The sequence below is a fragment of the Streptomyces africanus genome (assembly GCF_002150735.1).
Taxonomy (GTDB): domain Bacteria; phylum Actinomycetota; class Actinomycetes; order Streptomycetales; family Streptomycetaceae; genus Streptomyces; species Streptomyces africanus.
The window spans coordinates 15,673-33,032 of sequence record NZ_MUKA01000050.1 but is presented as its reverse complement, the minus strand read 5'-3'; the positions used below and the strand labels follow the sequence as shown (position 1 = coordinate 33,032).

At 72.7% G+C, this 17,360-nt stretch carries 13 protein-coding genes and 1 pseudogene; 6 read left to right on the top strand and 8 right to left on the bottom strand.

Annotated elements, in window-relative coordinates; genetic code table 11:
* The first annotated feature begins 354 nt into the window (after positions 1–354).
* The 3 genes from CCL05_RS07470 (at position 355) to CCL05_RS07460 (ending at position 3,322) form a co-directional block, all read left to right on the top strand.
* The gene (locus CCL05_RS07470; protein WP_086559690.1) at positions 355–1,593 is read left to right on the top strand and encodes a PP2C family protein-serine/threonine phosphatase; all 1,239 of its coding nucleotides are present in this window, start codon (positions 355–357) and stop codon (positions 1,591–1,593) included.
* A 95-nt stretch (positions 1,594–1,688) separates the two neighbouring features.
* Positions 1,689–2,117, top strand: a complete 429-nt coding sequence (locus tag CCL05_RS47240) for a peptidoglycan-binding protein (protein WP_086559689.1) — start codon at positions 1,689–1,691, stop codon at positions 2,115–2,117.
* 149 nt (positions 2,118–2,266) lie between these two features.
* Positions 2,267–3,322, top strand: coding sequence for a hypothetical protein (locus tag CCL05_RS07460; RefSeq protein WP_244204203.1), 1,056 nt, complete (start codon positions 2,267–2,269; stop codon positions 3,320–3,322).
* A gap of 15 nt (positions 3,323–3,337) precedes the next feature.
* Here CCL05_RS07460 and CCL05_RS07455 read toward each other — a convergent pair whose 3' ends face one another.
* Positions 3,338–4,627 (bottom strand): MFS transporter, encoded by a 1,290-nt coding sequence (locus CCL05_RS07455; protein WP_086559687.1) that lies wholly within the window; start codon positions 4,625–4,627, stop codon positions 3,338–3,340.
* Between the two features lie 163 nt (positions 4,628–4,790).
* Here CCL05_RS07455 and CCL05_RS07450 point away from each other — a divergent pair, with 163 nt between their 5' ends.
* Positions 4,791–6,842: a phosphocholine-specific phospholipase C gene (locus CCL05_RS07450; RefSeq protein WP_086559686.1), complete on the top strand. Its 2,052-nt coding sequence runs from the start codon at positions 4,791–4,793 to the stop codon at positions 6,840–6,842.
* Here CCL05_RS07450 and CCL05_RS07445 read toward each other — a convergent pair.
* Both CCL05_RS07445 and CCL05_RS07440 read right to left on the bottom strand, forming a co-directional pair.
* Positions 6,832–7,779: a DMT family protein gene (locus tag CCL05_RS07445; RefSeq protein WP_086559685.1), complete on the bottom strand. Its 948-nt coding sequence runs from the start codon at positions 7,777–7,779 to the stop codon at positions 6,832–6,834. The genes CCL05_RS07450 and CCL05_RS07445 overlap by 11 nt on opposite strands.
* Positions 7,776–8,585 carry a phosphatase PAP2 family protein gene (locus CCL05_RS07440; RefSeq protein WP_086559684.1) on the bottom strand — a complete coding sequence of 270 codons (810 nt, stop codon included), beginning with the start codon at positions 8,583–8,585 and terminating at the stop codon, positions 7,776–7,778. Before CCL05_RS07440 ends, CCL05_RS07445 begins: the two co-directional genes overlap by 4 nt.
* A gap of 168 nt (positions 8,586–8,753) precedes the next feature.
* On the opposite strand from CCL05_RS07440, the gene CCL05_RS07435 reads away from it, so the two are divergent.
* On the top strand, positions 8,754–9,362 hold the full coding sequence (locus CCL05_RS07435) for a TetR/AcrR family transcriptional regulator (RefSeq protein WP_086559683.1): 609 nt from the start codon (positions 8,754–8,756) through the stop codon (positions 9,360–9,362).
* Between the two features lie 162 nt (positions 9,363–9,524).
* Here the strand turns inward: CCL05_RS07435 and CCL05_RS07430 are convergent, their stop codons facing one another.
* The 4 genes and pseudogenes from CCL05_RS07430 to CCL05_RS07415 all read right to left on the bottom strand — a co-directional run bounded on the left by CCL05_RS07430 (position 9,525) and on the right by CCL05_RS07415 (position 13,666).
* Complete coding sequence (locus CCL05_RS07430; RefSeq protein WP_244204206.1) at positions 9,525–10,544, bottom strand: hypothetical protein; 1,020 nt, start codon at positions 10,542–10,544, stop codon at positions 9,525–9,527.
* A gap of 462 nt (positions 10,545–11,006) precedes the next feature.
* A pseudogene (locus CCL05_RS46000) lies at positions 11,007–11,120 on the bottom strand (DUF2510 domain-containing protein); the annotation flags it as partial.
* A 57-nt stretch (positions 11,121–11,177) separates the two neighbouring features.
* Entirely contained in the window at positions 11,178–12,332 is a 1,155-nt protein-coding gene (locus CCL05_RS07420; protein WP_086559682.1) for an anhydro-N-acetylmuramic acid kinase, read from the bottom strand.
* Positions 12,333–12,364: 32 nt separating this feature from the next.
* Complete coding sequence (locus tag CCL05_RS07415; protein ID WP_086559681.1) at positions 12,365–13,666, bottom strand: MFS transporter; 1,302 nt, start codon at positions 13,664–13,666, stop codon at positions 12,365–12,367.
* A gap of 180 nt (positions 13,667–13,846) precedes the next feature.
* Here CCL05_RS07415 and CCL05_RS07410 point away from each other — a divergent pair, with 180 nt between their 5' ends.
* Positions 13,847–16,525 (top strand): ATP-binding protein, encoded by a 2,679-nt coding sequence (locus CCL05_RS07410; protein WP_086559680.1) that lies wholly within the window; start codon positions 13,847–13,849, stop codon positions 16,523–16,525.
* Between the two features lies 1 nt (position 16,526).
* On the opposite strand, the gene CCL05_RS07405 is transcribed toward CCL05_RS07410, so the two are convergent.
* A complete protein-coding gene (locus CCL05_RS07405; protein WP_086559679.1) occupies positions 16,527–17,318 on the bottom strand; it encodes an SDR family NAD(P)-dependent oxidoreductase in 792 nt (263 codons plus the stop codon).
* Positions 17,319–17,360 lie beyond the last annotated feature (42 nt).

Sequence of the window (17,360 nt, the reverse complement as noted above, 5' to 3'; positions counted from 1 at the left end):
GCCGACGGCAAGGTCACCGGTCTCGGCCCGGTCTCCTTCGACGAGGACCAGAAGGGCAGCGTGACGCTTCCCGCGACGATCGCCGGCGGGAGGAGGATCAAGGTCGCGGTGGTCTTCGACGACACACCGCTGATCTGGGACACGGTCACCGTGCGGGGGGCCGCCGCCGACCGCTGATCCGTCACTCCGGGTGAGCCGGCCCGTCGGCTCACCCCGGCCCGAGCGGCGGGCCGGGGCACCCGTGCGGGCGGGCGTATTCTCCTGTCCTTGAGGGTCGTCCGGCGGGCGTGCCCGGCGAGCTGCTCGTAGGTTGGAGTTGCAGCGGTCGCGCCTGTAAAGATCGGCAGGTCACGCGTGACGTCAGCGGAGATCGATTTCGAGGAGCTGTTCGACGCCGCACCGAATCCGTACCTGGTGCTGGACGCCGACCTGGTGGTCTGCCATGCGAACCGGGCCTACCTCCAGGTCACCGGCAGGAGCCGCGAAGAGCTGGCCGGGCGGTACATCCTGGAGGCGTTTCCGGACAGCCCCGGCGCGCCGGAGGCGGCGCGTGACTTCGGCGCCTCGCTCCAGCGCGTGCTGGACTCCCACACGACCGACGTGGTGGCACCGCGGCGATTCGACATTCCCGTCGACGGCAAGCCGGGCGAGGTGGAGGAGCGCTGGTGGTGCGGGATGTCCAGCCCCGTCCTGGGGACGGACGGCGCCGTGAAATGGATCATCGCGCGGGCCGACGACGTCACCGAGTTGATGCGTTCCCCCCTCATCCGGGAGCTCACCCCGCCGCTGAGCAACCAGGTGACGGGGATCGCGGCCCAGGTGTACGCCCGTTCCCAGGATCTTGAACAGCTGAACGAGCGGCTGCGCCAGGCGCACGCCCGCGAACGCGAGATCGCCGTCACCCTCCAGGAGGTCATGCTCCGCTCGCCCGACCTGGACAGGCACCGGGAGATCGCCGTGCGCTACCTGCCGGCCAGCGGATCGCTCAACGTGTGCGGTGACTGGTACGACGTGGTCGATCTGCCGCCCGACCGCTACTCCATCGCCATCGGGGACGTCGTCGGCCATGGCCTGGAGGCCGCCGCCGTGATGGGCATGCTGCGCAGCGCCCTGAGCGCCGCCATCCGGGCCGTGCCCAGCCCCGCCCAGGCCCTGGAGGTGCTGGGCCTGTACGCCAGGGCGGTCGACGGCGCGCTGGCCACCACCGTGGCCAAGGTGCTCATCGACCCGCGCAGCCTGCTGATCATCTACAGCAACGCCGGCCACCCACCGCCGATACTCCTCAGCCCGGACGGCAGCTGCCAACTGCTCGACCAGGCCACCGATCCGCCGCTGGGCGCCCGGCCGGAACACGTGCCCCGCCCCCAGGCGGGTCTGTCCTACTCCCGCGGGGACACCCTCGTGCTCTACACCGACGGCCTCATCGAACGCCGCGACGAGGACATCGACGTCGGCCTGGCCCGGCTGATCGACGCTCTGGCCCCATGCGGCACGGTCCCGGCGGAGGACATCGCCGACGGGCTGCTGGACCGGATGGGAGTCCCCGGCGGTGGCCAGGACGACGACATCGCCCTGGTCGTCGTTCGCCTGTGAGGCGGTTTCAACAAAAGCCGTTTCCATATCAAAAAGTGAAATTGAAACGGAATTCTCGACTTTTCCATGGCAGGTAATACGCTTAGTGTGGACACATGGAAAAGACAGCAGAGTTCTACGTAGTGAAACGTGGCGACACACTCAGTAAGATCGCGGTTATGCACCGCGTGACGCTGGACCAGATTCTGGAGTGGAACCCCCAGATCACGAATCCGGACATCATCCGCCCCGGACAGCGGATCCGCGTGGCTCCCCCGGAAACGCAGGGTGAGTTCGAGCCCTTTCCTGGGCCCGACTTCTTCCAGTCCTCTGTGACCAGCCCGATCATCGAGGCCATGGGCTTCCGCCTCATCGAGGAGGGCTGCTCGGCGTACGCCGACGGGCCCGACTCGCAGTGGAGCGAGGCGGACCGGAAGTCGTTCGCGAAGTGGCAGCGCAAACTCGGATTCAGTGGCCAGGACGCTGACGGCATACCCGGCCGGATCTCGTGGGAGAGGCTGCACGTGCCCGCCGTCTTCGAGTGACCGGAACTGCTCCGGGCCGGCCACCGCGGACCGCTTGGCGCGCACGGGCGAAAACCCGGATCGCCTATCTCGAAGCACAGCTGGAGCGCGAGCGTGTCAAGCCCTGCTCCGAAGACCGAAAGACGCTCGTCGAGGGAATGCGGGGTCATTTGAAAAAGGCCGGCTCGGCTGCCGACGAGGATTTCGGATGGCGGCGTGCCTGGTCCGGGTCGGCCGCGCGTGAGGGCGTCTGGTCGAACATACGCAGCGCGGAGGTGATGCTCCTGCAACTGGTCTCCGACGAGGAAGCCGCCGGCCGTGCCGGCGAGGTCATGGCGCTGGTCAAGGAACATCTGGAAGCGGACGACCCGCGACGTGTCCGTCTGGCCCGGCGGCTCCGTTCCATCCTCTCCGGCGAGATCTCACCGAGCGACCGTGACCTCATGGTCCGGGCGCTCGACGCCGCGTACAACGCGCTGGACGACGAACTGGCCCGGGTGCGCAGCCTGCGCAACATCCTGTGGACCGCGACGTTCCTCGTCCTGCTCGGCGTCGCGGGCCTCGCCGTCTACGGCTGGTTCTTCCCCCAGTCGCTGAGCATGTGCTTCACGCCCAAGGTCGACCCCGGGAACGCGGGCGGGATCGATGTCGTGTGCCCCACCGCGGAGCATCGCAATGTGCCGGCGGGAACCCCCGCCAGCGACCTGGCCGAGCCGAGGGACATCCTCACCGTCGAGATCGCCGGGCTCGCCGGCGCGGCACTCACCGTCATCGCCTCACTGCGCCGCATCCGGGGCACCGACGCGCCCTACATGCTGCCCCTGGCGTCGGCGGTGCTGAAGTTCCCCACCGGCGCCCTGTCCGCCTTCCTCGGACTGCTGCTGATCCGGGGCGCCTTCGTCCCCGGGCTCAGCGATCTCGACAGCAGGGCGCAGGTCCTCGGCTGGGCCGCGGCCTTCGGCGCCGCCCAGCACCTGGTGACCCGGCTGGTCGACGACCGCGCCCAGATGACGCTGGCGGAGGTGGGCAGGACGACCGACGCCGTGGTCGACTCAGAGAGAGCCGCCGTCAAGGACAGCGACGTGCCGGGAGAGACCGGGGCGCCCGGACCGCAGGCCGCCTTCCAGGACGGCGCTGGACCGCGTGAGGGGGCACAGGAGAGGACACGCGAGGGAGCGCCCGCGGGCGAGGGAGCGGAAGGGGCTCGCCCGCGAGCCGGGCCCTGACCGACGGGCCCCCCTTCATCGCCGCAGAGGTGTGTGAGCCGTCTCCGGCAGCCGCAGGTACACCAGCGACGACAGCAGGCACAGCGCAGCGACGTACCAGGGGAACAGCCCGGCGTGGCCCACCTCCTTGAACAGCGTGCCCACGTACGGAGCCGTGCCGCCGAAGAGGGCGACCGTCAGCGAGTACGGGAAGCCGATGCCGGCCGCGCGGACCCGGGGCGGGAAGATCTCCGCGTTCACGGCCGCGCTGATCGAGGTGAACCCGGTCAGCAGCACCATGCCGGCGCACTGCACGAGCAGCAGCACGGCGAACGAGTCCCGCAGGGCGTGCAGCAGGGGCACCGTGAGCAGGGCGAAGCCCAGGCCGAAGAAGAGGAGCAGGGGGCGGCGGCCGAAGCGGTCCGACAGGAGGCCGCCGAGCGGTTGCAGCAGGGCGAAGAAGGCCAGTGAGATCGTGCCCGCGAGCAGCGCGTCCGACTTGTCCAGCCCCGTGTTGAGTTCGGCGTACGTCGGCAGGTACGACGTCCATGTGTAGTAGGCGATGGTGCCGCCCGCCGTGATGCCGCCGATGAGGAGCGACTCGCGCGGGTGCCGGCGCAGCGCCTCGAACAGGCCGGGACGCGGGGCCTGCTGCTGCTCGGCGCTGCGGGTCTCCTGAGCGCCCTGCCGGATCCAGAAGCCGACCAGGCTCAGCACGGCCCCCAGCACGAACGGCACCCGCCAGCCCCAGCCGTTCATCTGCCCGTCGTTCAGCGTGTCCACGAGCAGCGTGGCGATGCCGGAGGCGACGAGCTGTCCCACGGTCGTCGACACGTACTGGAAGCTGGAGAACAGCCCGCGCCGGCCGGGGGCCGCCGACTCGACCAGGAAGGTCGTCGAGGCAGCGAACTCGCCGCCCACGGACAGGCCTTGCAGCAGCCGCGCGAGGACGAGGACCACCGGCGCCAGCACACCCACCGCCGCGTACGTCGGGGTCAGCCCGACCAGCAGGCTGCTGCCGCCCATCAGCAGGATGGTGACCGTCAGCGCGGCCCGCCGCCCGTGCCGGTCCGCGACCGCGCCCATCAGCAGCCCGCCGACCGGCCGCATGAAGAAGCCCACCGCGAACACCGCGAACGTGGACAGCAGCGGCACCAGGGAGTTGTCCGCGCTCTTGGGGAAGACCTGAGCGGCGATGTAGGTGGCCAGAAACGTGTAGGCGTACCAGTCGTACCACTCCACCGCGTTGCCCACGGAGGCGGCGAGGAGCTGGCGAACGGGCCGTTTCGTCGGCGGGGAAACCGTCTGCGTCTCTGTCACGTCCATGACCCTCCCCTGACAACGCCCCGGCACACCTCACGTACCGGCGACTTTCACACCACTGTCACCGGCCCCTTCCTTGACGTTTGGTGTCCCTGAAACACTCCTTCCGCGCAGATTCCGTCACGTTCCGGCCATCCCGTACCTCTGGATGAGAGGTCTGTCCTTCATGTCCGAAGTCAACCGGCGCCGCTTTCTCCAACTCGCGGGTGCCACCACGGCCTTCAGTGCGCTGTCCGCCAGCATCCAGCGTGCCGCCGCGCTCCCGGCCAACCACCGCACCGGTTCGATCCAGGACGTCGAGCACATCGTCGTCCTGATGCAGGAGAACCGTTCCTTCGACCACTACTTCGGCACCCTGAGAGGCGTGCGCGGCTTCGGCGACCCGCGTCCGGTCACTCTCGGCAACGGCACACCGGTCTGGCACCAGGAGAAGGACGGCAAGGAGATCCTGCCGTTCCACCCGGACGCCGACGACCTCGGCATGCAGTTCCTGGAAGGCCTTCCGCACTCCTGGCCCGACGGCCACCAGGCCTACAACGGCGGCACGTACGACCGGTGGGTGCCCGCCAAGGGCACCACGACCATGGCGTACCTGACGCGCGAGGACATCCCCTTCCACTACGCCCTCGCCGACGCCTTCACCGTCTGCGACGCCTACCACTGCTCGTTCATCGGCTCCACCGACCCCAACCGCTACTACATGTGGTCCGGGTTCACGGGCAACGACGGCACCGGCGGCGGCCCGGTCCTCGGCAACGACGAACTCGGCTACGGCTGGACCACCTACCCCGAGCGCCTGGAGCAGGCCGGTATCTCCTGGAAGATCTACCAGGACATCGGCGACGGCCTCGACGCGAAGGGCTCCTGGGGCTGGATCGAGGACGCCTACCGCGGCAACTACGGCGACAACTCCCTGCTGTACTTCAACAAGTACCGCGACGCCGAGCCCGGCGACCCCTGGTACGACAAGGCCCGCACCGGCACGAACGCCAAGGCCGGCGACGGCTACTTCGACCTGCTGAAGGCCGACGTCAAGGCCGGCAGGCTGCCGCAGATCTCCTGGATCGCCGCCCCCGAGGCCTTCTCCGAGCACTCCAACTGGCCGTCGAACTACGGCGCCTGGTACATCGCCCAGGTCCTGGACGCCCTCACCGCCGACCCGGAGGTCTGGTCGAAGACGGCCCTGTTCATCACCTACGACGAGAACGACGGCTTCTTCGACCACGTCGTACCGCCGCTGCCGCCGAAGGACGCCTCCCGCGGCAAGTCCACCGTCGACGTCTCCCTCGACCTCTTCCCGGGCGACGGCAAGAACACGGCCGGCCCCTACGGCCTCGGCCCGCGGGTGCCGATGCTGGTCGTCTCGCCGTGGAGCAAGGGCGGATACGTCTGCTCGGAGACGTTCGACCACACCTCCGTCCTGCGGTTCATGGAGCGCCGCTTCGGCGTGCGCGAGACCAACATCTCGCCCTGGCGCCGGGCGATCTGCGGTGACCTGACCTCCGCGTTCGACTTCTCCCGCAAGGACGCGCGCCCCGTCCCGCTGCCCGGCACGGACGCGTACGAGCCGCAGGACCGCGAACGCCACCCCGACTACAAGCCCACCCCGCCCGCCGACCCGCGCATGCCCCGCCAGGAACGCGGTCTGCGCCGCTCCCGGCCGCTGAAGTACGCCCCGCATGTGGACGCCTCGGTCGACGCGGCCGCCGGGAAGCTCACCCTCGCCTTCGCCTCCGGACCGAAGGCCGGCGCCGCCTTCCACGTCACCTCGGGCAACCGCACCGACGGTCCCTGGATGTACACCACCGAGGCCGGCAAGACGGTCTCCGACACCTGGAACTCGGCCTGGTCGGCGGGCTCCTACGACCTGACCGTGCACGGCCCGAACGGCTTCGTGCGGGTCTTCAAGGGGTCGAACACCACGGCCGGCTGCGAGGTCACCGCACGCCACGCCGGTGACGACATCGAGCTGACCTTCACCAACAAGGGCTCCGGCACGGCCCGGCTGAAGCTCTCCGACGGCTACGGCGGCCGGCCCTCGACCGTCTCCGTCCGCCCGGGCGCGACGGTGTGCCGGACCGTGGACCTCGCCGTGGGCCGCCGCTGGTACGACCTGACCGTCACCGCCGAGGGCGACAAGGCGTTCCTGCGGCGGTTCGCGGGACACGTCGAGAACGGGCAGCCGGGCGTGAGCGACCCGGCGATCATCACCGCGTAGCCGCGGTGAGGTGCCCCGGATCGTGCGGCCGGGGAACCAGCGCCGGTTCGGCTGCCGCCGAACCGGGTTCCAGGGCCAGGACGGCGGCCACCGGGTGGTCGTCGTCCGCCGGGACGGCCGCGGGCGTCGTCCGGCTGAGCAGCACCACACCCCACGACGCCAGGCCGGCCCCGGCGAGTGCGAGCAGCACGCCCGCCGGGCCGCCCTGGAGGCGTTCTCCCAGCAGCACCAGGCCGATCACCGCGGCGGCCAGCGGATTGGCCAGGGTCACCATCGCGAGCGGGCCGCCGAGACCGCCCCGGTAGGCCGTCTGCGACAGCAGCAGCCCGCCGGCCGCGAACGCCGCCACGAGCAGCGCCACCCCGACCACCTGGACGCTCAGCAGCGGACCGGACCGGTCCGTCGCGGCCACCGTCACGGTCTGCGTGAGGGCCGAGGCGACCCCGGAGGCCACGCCGGACGCGCTCGCGTGCCGCAGCCCGGGGCGGGCACCCGGCCGGGACAGCACCCCGATGAGGGCCGCGGTCGAGCCCGCGACCGTCAGTGCCTCGGGCACGCTCAGCACGTCGTCGGGCGCCGGCCCGGACGCCGTGACCAGGATCGCGGCCAGGCCGAGCAGCGTCAGCGCGGTGCCCCGCCACTCGACGGCGCTCACCCGCCGCCCCGCCAGCCGCGCCCCCATCGGCACCGCCGCGACCAGGGTGAGCGCGCCGAGCGGCTGGACCACGGTCAGCGGACCGTACTTCAGCGCCACGACGTGCAGCAGCGCGGCACCCGCGTTCAGCCCGACCGACCACCACCAGGCGCCACGGGCGAGCAGCCGGAGCGTGCCCGAGCCGGGCGAGCGGGAGGCGAGCCGCTCCTGGGCGACCGCCGCGGCCGCGTAGGCGACGGCGGAGACGAGGGACAGGACCACGGCGACGAGGACGGCGCTCATCGGCCCGCCCCCGCCAGGACCTGCTCCTCGGCCCGGGCCTGAGCCGGTACGAGCCTTTCCTGCGCGCGGCCCGCCGTCGTCACTGTGCGGTAAGGCAGATGGATTGCCGCCAGGGCCGGACCCAGCAACGCCGTCGCCACGATCGCGTCGAGCCAGTAGTGGTTCGCGGTGCCGACGATCACCAGCAGCGTCAGCAGGGGATGCAGCAGCCACAGCCATCGCCACCGCGAGCGGGTCGCCACGATCAGGCCTACCGCCACCATCAGCGCCCAGCCGAAGTGCAGCGACGGCATCGCCGCGAACTGGTTCGACAGGGAGTCCGTCGCGGGAGTGCCGTACACCGACGGGCCGTACACCCGCGCCGTGTCCACCAGGCCGGCCGCGGCCAGCATGCGGGGCGGGGCGAGCGGGAACAGCAGATGCAGGACCAGGGCGGCGGCGGTGACGGCGGCCAGCACCCGGCGGGCCCACACGTAGTGGGCCGGGCGGCGCAGGTAGAGCCAGACCAGGAAGGCGGCGGTGGCCGGGAAGTGGACGGTCGCGTAGTAGGTGTTCGCGATGTGCACCAGGCCGTCGCCGTGCAGCAGCAGGGACTGCACCGCCCCCTCGCCGGGCAGGTGGACCGCTCGTTCGAGGTCCCACACGCGGTGCGCGTTGTGGAAGGCCTCGCCGGTGTGGCCCGTGGCCAGCTGCCGGCCGAGCTTGTAGACGAGGAAGAGCCCTGCGACGAGCAGGAGCTCCCGGACGAGCGGCGGTCGCGCTATCGCGTCGGACCCCGCCGGCGCAGGCTCGGTGCGGGCATTCATCCCCCGGCCCCTTCGATGACGGTGGTGCTGTTATCGGTACGAGTGCGTACCGATACGCCAGTGTACCGATACGGCTGCGTACCGGTACACTGGCGTATCGGTAGATGAACGACACACCGCCGGCCGGGAATTTTCCGGCCGCCCGACGAAAGCCAGGGAGCACCGCCCATGACGTCGCAGGCTGCGGACCGGCCCGAGCCGGTCGGTGTCACGCGCCGCTCCAAGATCACGCCCGAGCGTGAGCAGGAGTTCTACGACGCCGTGCTGGAGCAGCTCCGCGAGTGCGGGTACGACTCCGTCACCATGGAGGGGATCGCGGCCAGCACCCGGTGCAGCAAGTCCACGCTCTACCGGCAGTGGAAGACCAAGCCCCAGTTCGTGGCGGCGGCGCTGCGCTCGCACCGGCGGACGCGCTGCATCGACACCGGTTCGCTCGCGGACGATCTGCGCGAGGCCGCCCGGGCGGCGGGCGAGCTGTCGGGCCGGGACACCAAGCTCCTCCAGGCGCTCGCGCATGCCGCGCCCCAGGACCCCGAGCTGAAGCGCGCGCTGCGCGAGGCGCTGGTGGAACCGGAGATCGCCGCGCTCAAGGAGATCATCCGGCGCGGGGTCGAACGGGGCGAGGTGCCCGCCGATCATCCGGCGCTGGAGTACATCCCGGCGCAGATGTTCGGCGTGCTGCGCATCCGGCCCCTCCTGGAGGGCGAGGACGCGGACCCGGACTATCTGGTCCGGTTCGTGGAGGCGGCCGTGCTGCCGGCACTGGGCCTCACCTGAGACCCGGGTCGCCGTCCACGGGATGACCGGACGGCGGCCCGACCGCGCCGACCCGTGGGGACGGGGGCGGCGCGCACCCCCCCGGCCGGGCGGGGTGCCCCTGTGAGCGGCGGGGCGCCCCACCCGGCCGACGGTGTCCGGGTCCCCTTGCGGCCCGGCCGGTCAGACGTTCTGGCCGTTGCCGCCGCCCGTCGCGACCTCGATGCCCTTGGTGATCTCGTCCAGGACGGCCTCCTTCTGGTCGGCGTCGACGCCGAAGCGCACGACGACCAGCTGCTTGGCGTTCGCGGGGGAGGGGAACGCGAGCGACTCCACGATGCCGTCGGCGCCCTTGCTCGTGACGGCCTTCCAGCGGACCAGGTAGCCCTTCTGCCCGGCCACGGTCACGGCCTTGGAGTCCAGCACGTCGTGGGAGGTGATCCCGCCGTAGGACTTGCCCCCGTAGGACTCCTCGGCGTTCGCCGCGATGTCCGCCTTGGCGATCTCCTCGGCGGTGCTGCCCTTGGTGCCGAGGGCCAGGGCCGGGGCCGAGTAGGCTCCGCCCTTCGTGCAGGTCGAGGAGGTGTCGCCCGGGCACTTGTAGGAGTCGTCGGACGTCACCTGCGCGCCGGCCCTGACCTCCTGGCCGTACCAGCCCTTGGGGATCGGCAGGCTGATCCCGCTGACCGCGTCGGTCACCGACCCGCTCCTGATCTTCGGAGGCTCGGACTGCTCGGGCGAGGGGCTCTGCCCGCCGGAGCCGCCGCCGTCCCCGCCGGAGCCTCCGGATCCACCGTCGCCTCCGGATCCGCCCGGTCCGCCGAACGGCCCGCCCTGGCCCCCGGGTCCGCCCGGGCCGCCCGGTCCCTGCGAGGTGGCGGAACCGCCGCCCGAGCCGCCGTTGTCGGTCAGCGCGTACACGCCGACACCGATGCTGGCGAGGACGGCGACGGCTGCCGCCACGGCTATCCCGATCCGCAGCCCTCGCCCTCGGCCCGCGGCCGGAGGCGCGGCGGGATAGGCGGGATATCCGGGGGCTGTCGGATACCCGGCCCCGGGCGGATACCCGGGGCCGCCCGGATAGGCCGCGGCGGTCGGTTGTCCGGCACCACCCGGATAGGCAGGGGGGCCTGGCGCTCCGGCACTCGCCGGGAGCTGGGAGGTTCCCGGGGTTCCGGTGCCGGTCGGCTCTCCGGCACCAATCGGATATCCAGGGGCTTCTGGGGCTCCGGCGTCCGCCGGGTTCCCGGGGGCTCCGGCACTCGCCGGGAGTTGGGAAACGTCCGGGGTTCCGGGGCCGACCGGACTCCCGGCGCCACCCGGGTGCTCGGAGGCTCCCGTGGTTCCCGCCCCGGCCGGCTCGCCCGCCCCGGCCGGCTCGCGCGCGCCGGTCGGCTCGGCCGCCCCGGCCGGCTCGCCGGCGTCGGCCGGACTCCCGGCGGCTCCTGATGCCCCGGCATCGGCGGGCTGCCCCGCTTCCGGCTGTCCGGCGCCGGCCGGCTGCCCGGCACCGCCCGGATCCCCCGGCGCTCCCGGTGCCCCGGCATCGGTCGGCTGCCCCCCTTCCGCCTGCCCGGCGGGACCCTGCTGCCCCGCGGGCGACATATCACCTGAAGAGGCCGGATCTCCCGACTGGGTAGGGGGTGCCCAGGTCGCGGTCGGCTGCGCCGGGCGGATGCGGTCCGTCCAGGTCTTGCCGTCCCACCAGCGCACGGTGGCGGGCCCGTCACTTTTCTGTCCGGGGTCGGGGTACCACCCGGGAGGAGTCTCCTGCGTCATGCCCCCACCGTATGAGGCGTCGGTGAAAGCGGGATGAGAGGAGCCGAACGGATCGCGTCAGCCCAGCAGCAGACGCGTCGGCCGCCGGCCGGCCGGCGGGGGCAGCCGCAGCTCGTCCCGGCCCGGGGTCACCGAACCGAGCACGCTCGGATGCCGCGCACCCGTGCTCGCGGGCTCGGTCCCGGGCAGGCCGTGCAGGGTCAGGAACCCCAGGACCGCGAAGGCGTACGCCTCCTTCGCGCCGGACGGCAGCCCCAGTTCGTCCGAGATACGCACCGCCACCCCCGGCAGCAGCTCCCCGAGCATCCCCATCAGCACCGGGTTGCGGGTCCCGCCGCCCGAGGCGACGACCTCCGTCGCGCCCGTCGTCCGCACGGCGTCCGCCACCGTCCGGGCCGTGAGCATCGTCAGCGTGGCGACGACGTCCTCGGCCGGCAGCGTCCCGAACCCGGCCAGCGCGTCCCGCAGATGACCGAGGTGGAACAGCTCCTTGCCCGTCGTCTTGGGGGCGGGCAGCGCGTAGTACGGCTCCTCCAGCAGCCGGTCCAGCAGCGGCCCGTGCACCCGCCCGCGCCCGGCCAGGGCCCCGTCCGTGTCGTAGGCCAGGGCGCCACCGCTGAACCCCCGGGCCGCCGCGTCGATCAGCGCGCAGCCCGGCCCGGTGTCGAACGCGGTCCCGTCGGGCGCGGTGAGGTTGGCGATACCGCCGATGTTCAGCGCGACGGGCCTGCCCGGCCGGCCTCGCAGCCACAGCAGGTCGACCAGGCTGACCAGCGGGGCGCCCTGCCCGCCGGCGGCGATGTCCCGCGGCCGGAAGTCGGCGACCACCGGCAGCCCGGTCGCCTCGGCGATCCACGCCGGCTGCCCGAGCTGGAGCGTGCCGTGCACCTCCTTCCCGGTGACCCAGTGGTAGACGGTCTGCCCGTGCGAGGCCACCAACTCGGCCCGCCCGTCGCACAGTTCCCGGTCGGCCCGGACCGCGGCGGCCGCGAAGGCCTGCCCGATGAGGGTGTCCAGCCGGCACACCTCGCCGAGCGTGGTGGTGCCCGGCGGCAGGGCGGCGGCCAGGGTCTCGCGCAGCTCACCGTCGTACGGCTCGCTCACCATGCCGAGCGGCTTCAGGACCAGACTGTCGCCGACGAGGTCCAGGTCGGCAGCCGCCGCGTCGATGGCGTCGTACGACGTCCCGGACATGAGCCCGATCACCCGCATCCGATCACCCGCATCCGATCACCCGCATCCGTTCAACCAGCCTTCTCTTCCGCCACCTTGGCCACCCCCGCCCGCCGCCCGGACAGCGTGACCAGCGCCGGCACGCTCACCGCGCACGCCGCCGCCGCGTAGTACGCCGGGATGTCGACGCTCCCCGTCCGTTCGATCGTCTCCGTGATGATGAGCCCGGCGCACCCCGAGAACACCGCGTTGGACAGCGCGTAGGCGAGTCCGAGGCCGGTATAGCGCACCCGCGTCGGGAACATCTCCGACAACATCGCCGGACCCGGCCCCGCCATCAGCCCCACCACCGCACCCGCGCCGAACACCGCCACACCCTTCACGGTGTTCGAAACCCCGGGCTCCTGAAGAAGGTTGAGCAGCGGCACCGCGAGGACCACCACCAGCACCGCCCCCGTCAGCATCACCGCCCGCCGCCCGAGCAGGTCGCTGAGCAGCCCCGCCGGCACGATCGTCACCGCGAAGCCCAGGTTGGCCAGCACGGTGGCGACCAGCGCCTGCTGGAAGCTCGCGCCCAGCGCACTCTGGAGATACGACGGCAGCACGACGAGGAACGTGTAACCGGCCGCGGCCCAGCCCATGATCCGCCCCGCGCCCAGCACGACCGCCCGGACGACCTCGCGCGCGGGAGGGGTCTCCTCGGACCGCTCCGCCACGAACGCCGGCGTCTCGTCCAGCCGCAGACGCAGCCACAACGCCCCCAGCCCGAGCGGCAGCGTCAGCAGGAACGGCAGCCGCCACCCCCACGACCCCAGCTGCTCCTCCGTCAGCACCGTGGCGAGCACCGCCGCCGCGCCCGCGCCGGCCAGCAGCCCGAGCGCCACCGTGAACGACTGCCACGACCCGTACAGCCCCCGCCGGCCCGGCGGCGCGAACTCCGTCATCACCGACACGGCCCCGCCGAACTCCCCGCCCGCCGACACCCCTTGGAGCACCCGCAGGAACGTCAGCAGCCAGGGCGCCAGGGCACCCGCCTGCGCGTACGTCGGCAGCGCGCCGATCAGCGTCGTCGCGACCGTCATCAGCGTGATCACCAGGACCAGCACCGGACGGCGGCCGATCCGGTCACCCAGCCGGCCGAAAAGTGCCGCGCCGACGGGCCGGAAGAAGAACGCCAGCGCGAACGAGGCGTACGTCTTCACCAGCCCCTCGATCTCACTGCCGCCCTCCGGCGTGAAGAACCGCGCCGCGATGATCGTCGCGAAGTAGCCGTAGACGCCGAATTCGTACCACTCGATGAGATTGCCCACCGACCCGGCGACCAGCGCCCGTCGGCCCCGCCGTCTCTCCCCGGTGTGGTGAATGAACGTCACCTCCCTTGCAATTGCACGCCGTTGACGCGAAGACGGCTGGTGACGGCCCGGGTGCGTCGCCTGACCGCACCCGGTGTCACCCGTCACGGCAACAGGTGCCCCGACCATCCTCCACTCAGGCAATCGGAGGACTACGCTCGACGTCTGTACGTCATTCGGGCGACTTGGGGAGGTAGCGGGATGACGGAGGTACGGCCCACGGCCGCCGCCTCGGCTTCCCTGTGGGAGCGCGACGAGGAAGTCGCCGCCGTCGCGCGGGCGGTCGACAGCCTGTGCGCGGACCGCTCCTCGTCCGGCGGGCTGCTGGTCTTCCGCGGCGAGGCCGGACTCGGCAAGACCGCGCTGCTGGCCGAAACCCGCCGCATCGCCGAGGCACGCGGCTGCCAGGTCTGGTCGGCCCGCGGCGGCGAGACCCTCAGGTCGGTCCCCTTCAACGTCATACGGCAGTTACTGCAACCCGCGCTGATGTCGATGCTGCCGGAGGAGGCCCGCGAGTACCTCGGCGACTGGTACGACATCGCCGGGCCCGCCCTCGGCATTGCGGATCCGGGCGACCGGCAGGCCGACCCGCAGGGCGTGTGTGACGGCCTGGTCGCCGCCGTGCGCCGGCTCTCCCGCCGGGACTGGCCGCTGGTGCTGCTCATCGACGACGCCCACTGGGCCGACCAGGAGACCCTGCACTGGCTCGCCGCGCTCGCCGAACGCCGCGACGAGATGTCCGTCCTGGTCGTGGTCACCCGCCGCCCGGACGAGGTCTCCGGCACCAGCGCCCGGCTCCTCGACACCGTCGCCGCCGCCGCGGACGGGCCCGGCACCACCCTGAGCGCCCTCACCCCGGACGCCACGGCCGGACTCACCCGCGCCGCCCTGGGCGAGCACGCCGACGCCGCGTTCTGCCGCGAGGTCTGGGCCGTCACCGCCGGCAACCCTTACGACACCGTCGAACTCCTCGCCAAGGTGCGGGACAGCGAACTCGAACCGGTCGAGGCCCGGGCCGGGGAACTGCGCGAGCTGAACCGCTCGGCCCGCGGCGGCGGCATCGTCGCCCGCCTGGAGGAACTCGGCATCGACGCCACCAGGTTCGCCTGGGCCGCCGCCATCCTCGGCACCGGCATCTCCGTCGACCTGGTCGCCAAGCTCGCCACCCTGAAACCCGACGAGGCCCGCCGCTGCGCCGAACTGCTGCGCACCGCCCGCATCCTCACCGCCCCCGACCCCGCGACCGGCCGCACCGCCGAAGGCGACCTGGAGTTCGTCCACCCGCTGATCGCCACCGCCGTCTACAACTCGATCCCGGACGCCCTGCGCACCGCCATGCACGGCATCGCCGCCCGCATCGTCACCGACGAGGGACACGGCGCCGCTGCCGCCGCCCGCCACCTCCTCGAAGTCCACCCGGACGACGACGAGGAACTCGTCGGGCAACTGCGCGAGGCCGCCCGCGAGCACCTCGCCGTCGGCGCACCCGACGCCGCCCGCCGCTGCCTGGAGCGCGCCCTGAAGGAGCCGCCCCGGCCCGAGACACACCCGCACGTGCTGTACGAACTGGCCGGGGCCACCTTCCTGACCGCGCCCGCCCGCACCATCAGCCAGCTGCGGGCCGCGCTCGGCATGCCCGGCCTCGACGGCGACAAGCGGGTGGACGCCGTCTTCCGGCTCTCCCAGGCGCTGCTCCACAACGACCAGCTGGAGGAGGCGGTCCGCACGGTCGAGGCGGAGGCCGCCCGGCTCCAGCCCGGCCCCGCCCGGATGCGGCTCCAGGCCGTGCACTTCATGTGGGAGGGCATCCACGCCGGCGAGGCCACCTCACCCGACCGCTCCCGGCGGCTCGCCGACCTCGCCCGCACCTGCACCGGTCGGGACAACTCCGAACGCGCCCTGCTCATCCTGCGCGGCTTCGACGCCCTGATGCACGGCGAGAACGCCGAGGAGGTCGTCGAACTGTGCGACCGCGCCCTCGTCAACGGCCGCCTGGCCCCCGGGCTCGGCTGGACCGACACCGAGTGGGGCATCGAACTGCTGCTGATGCTGGCCAACGCGTACGCCTTCACCGACCGCCTCGACCGCGCCGAGACCCTCTACAACGAGGCCCTGCGCGCCTACGAGACCGCCGGCTGGAGCGGCGGCCACCTCGCCCTGGCCCACGCCTACGTCGGGCTCGGCCACCGCAGGCGGGGCCGGCTGAAGGACGCGGAGGAGTCCCTGCGCGAGTCGCTGCGCCTCGCCGAGCGCGTCGGCCGCCGCCTGCCCCTGTACTGGTCCGCGACCTGCAACCTCGTCGACACGCTGCTCGCCCGCGGCCATGTCGAGGAGGCCTGGGAGGTCGCCGAGCGGTACGGCTTCGCCCCGCCCTACCCGTCCACGATCGTGCTGCCCGACCCGCGCTCGGTGCGCGGCCGGCTGCTGCTGGCCGTCGGCCGCACCAAGGACGGCGTCAACGAACTGGAGGCCGCCGAGAAGGCGGCGGCAGCGCGCGGGCACCACAACCCCGTGCTCGTCCCCTGGGCGGCCGACCTCGCCCGGGCCCTGGCCACCGAGGACCCGGCCCGTGCCGCCCGGCTCGCCGTCGACGTCCGCCGCCACGCCGAGCGCTTCGGCACGGACACCGCCATAGGGGAGGCCCTGCGCTGCGCCGCCGCCCTGGAGACCGGGCAGCGCGCGGTCCGCCTCGCCGCCCAGGCCGTCACCTTCCTGGAGTCCTCGCCCTGCCAGTACGAGCACGCGGCGGCCCGGATCGAGTACGGCATCGCCGCCCGCTCGGCGACCGAGCTGGAGCGAGGCCTCGGCCTGGCGGTGTCCTGCGGCGCGGACGGGCTGGCGGCACGGGCACGGGCGGCGCTGACGGCCGGCGCCGGGTAGCTCAGGCGCCGAGCAACTGCTCCGTCACCGCGGCGATGCGCCGGCGCACCCCGGGGTCGTACGCCGCCTCGTGGGCCCGCGCCGGGCGCGTCCCGTCGTAGTACCGGCCGCTGCCCAGGTCGCGCGTGGCCAGGGCCAGCACAGCGGCCGCCCCGTCGGCGACCGTGTTCCAGGGCGTGATGCCCGCCTCGCGGACCATCGCCGTGTCCATGTACGTCGCCGGGTGCAGCACGTTCACCGAGACGCCAGTGCCGTCCAGTTCGTCGGCGAGCGTGAAGGTGTGCGCGGCGAGCGCGAACTTGCTGCGGCAGTACGCCGATGCGCCGTCGTAGCCGCGGGTGAACTCGGGGTCCTCGGCGACGAGGGGTTCCTGACCGGCCGAACCGACGTTGACGATCCGCGCCGGCGCGTTCGCCCGCAGCACCGGCAGCAGGGCCCGGGTCAGCACCACCGGCGCGAGATAGTTCACCGCCAGCCGCAGCTCGTGCCCGTCGGCGCTCAGCTCACGGCCCGCGCGGGGCGTCCCGGACCCCACGCCCGCGTTGTTGACCAGCACGTCGAGCTCGGGATGCGCGTCGGCGACGTGCCCGGCCAGCTCGCGCACCTGCGCCAGCGAGCCCAGGTCGGCGACGAACGCCTCGGCGTCCCCCTCGGCGCGCAGCTCCCCGGCCAGCCGCTCGGTGCGGCCCGCGTCCCGGCCGTGGACGAGGACGACATGCCCGGAGCGGACGAGTTCGAAGGCGACGTACCGGCCGAGCCCCGAGGTGGCGCCGGTGATCAGGATGGTGGACATGCCCCCACCGTAGGCACGCCGGGCGGGCCGGAGCGAGCTGCC

Bases quoted from the DNA above. Each gene is read 5' to 3' on its own strand.
- CCL05_RS07450 (WP_086559686.1), top strand. From the start codon at position 4,791: ATGTCCGAAGTCAACCGGCGCCGCTTTCTCCAACTCGCGGGTGCCACC.
- CCL05_RS07405 (WP_086559679.1), bottom strand. From the start codon at position 17,318: ATGTCCACCATCCTGATCACCGGCGCCACCTCGGGGCTCGGCCGGTAC.
- CCL05_RS07410 (WP_086559680.1), top strand. From the start codon at position 13,847: ATGACGGAGGTACGGCCCACGGCCGCCGCCTCGGCTTCCCTGTGGGAG.
- CCL05_RS07435 (WP_086559683.1), top strand. From the start codon at position 8,754: ATGACGTCGCAGGCTGCGGACCGGCCCGAGCCGGTCGGTGTCACGCGC.
- CCL05_RS07420 (WP_086559682.1), bottom strand. From the start codon at position 12,332: ATGCGGGTGATCGGGCTCATGTCCGGGACGTCGTACGACGCCATCGAC.
- CCL05_RS47240 (WP_086559689.1), top strand. From the start codon at position 1,689: ATGGAAAAGACAGCAGAGTTCTACGTAGTGAAACGTGGCGACACACTC.
- CCL05_RS07445 (WP_086559685.1), bottom strand. From the start codon at position 7,779: ATGAGCGCCGTCCTCGTCGCCGTGGTCCTGTCCCTCGTCTCCGCCGTC.
- CCL05_RS07440 (WP_086559684.1), bottom strand. From the start codon at position 8,585: ATGAATGCCCGCACCGAGCCTGCGCCGGCGGGGTCCGACGCGATAGCG.
- CCL05_RS07455 (WP_086559687.1), bottom strand. From the start codon at position 4,627: ATGGACGTGACAGAGACGCAGACGGTTTCCCCGCCGACGAAACGGCCC.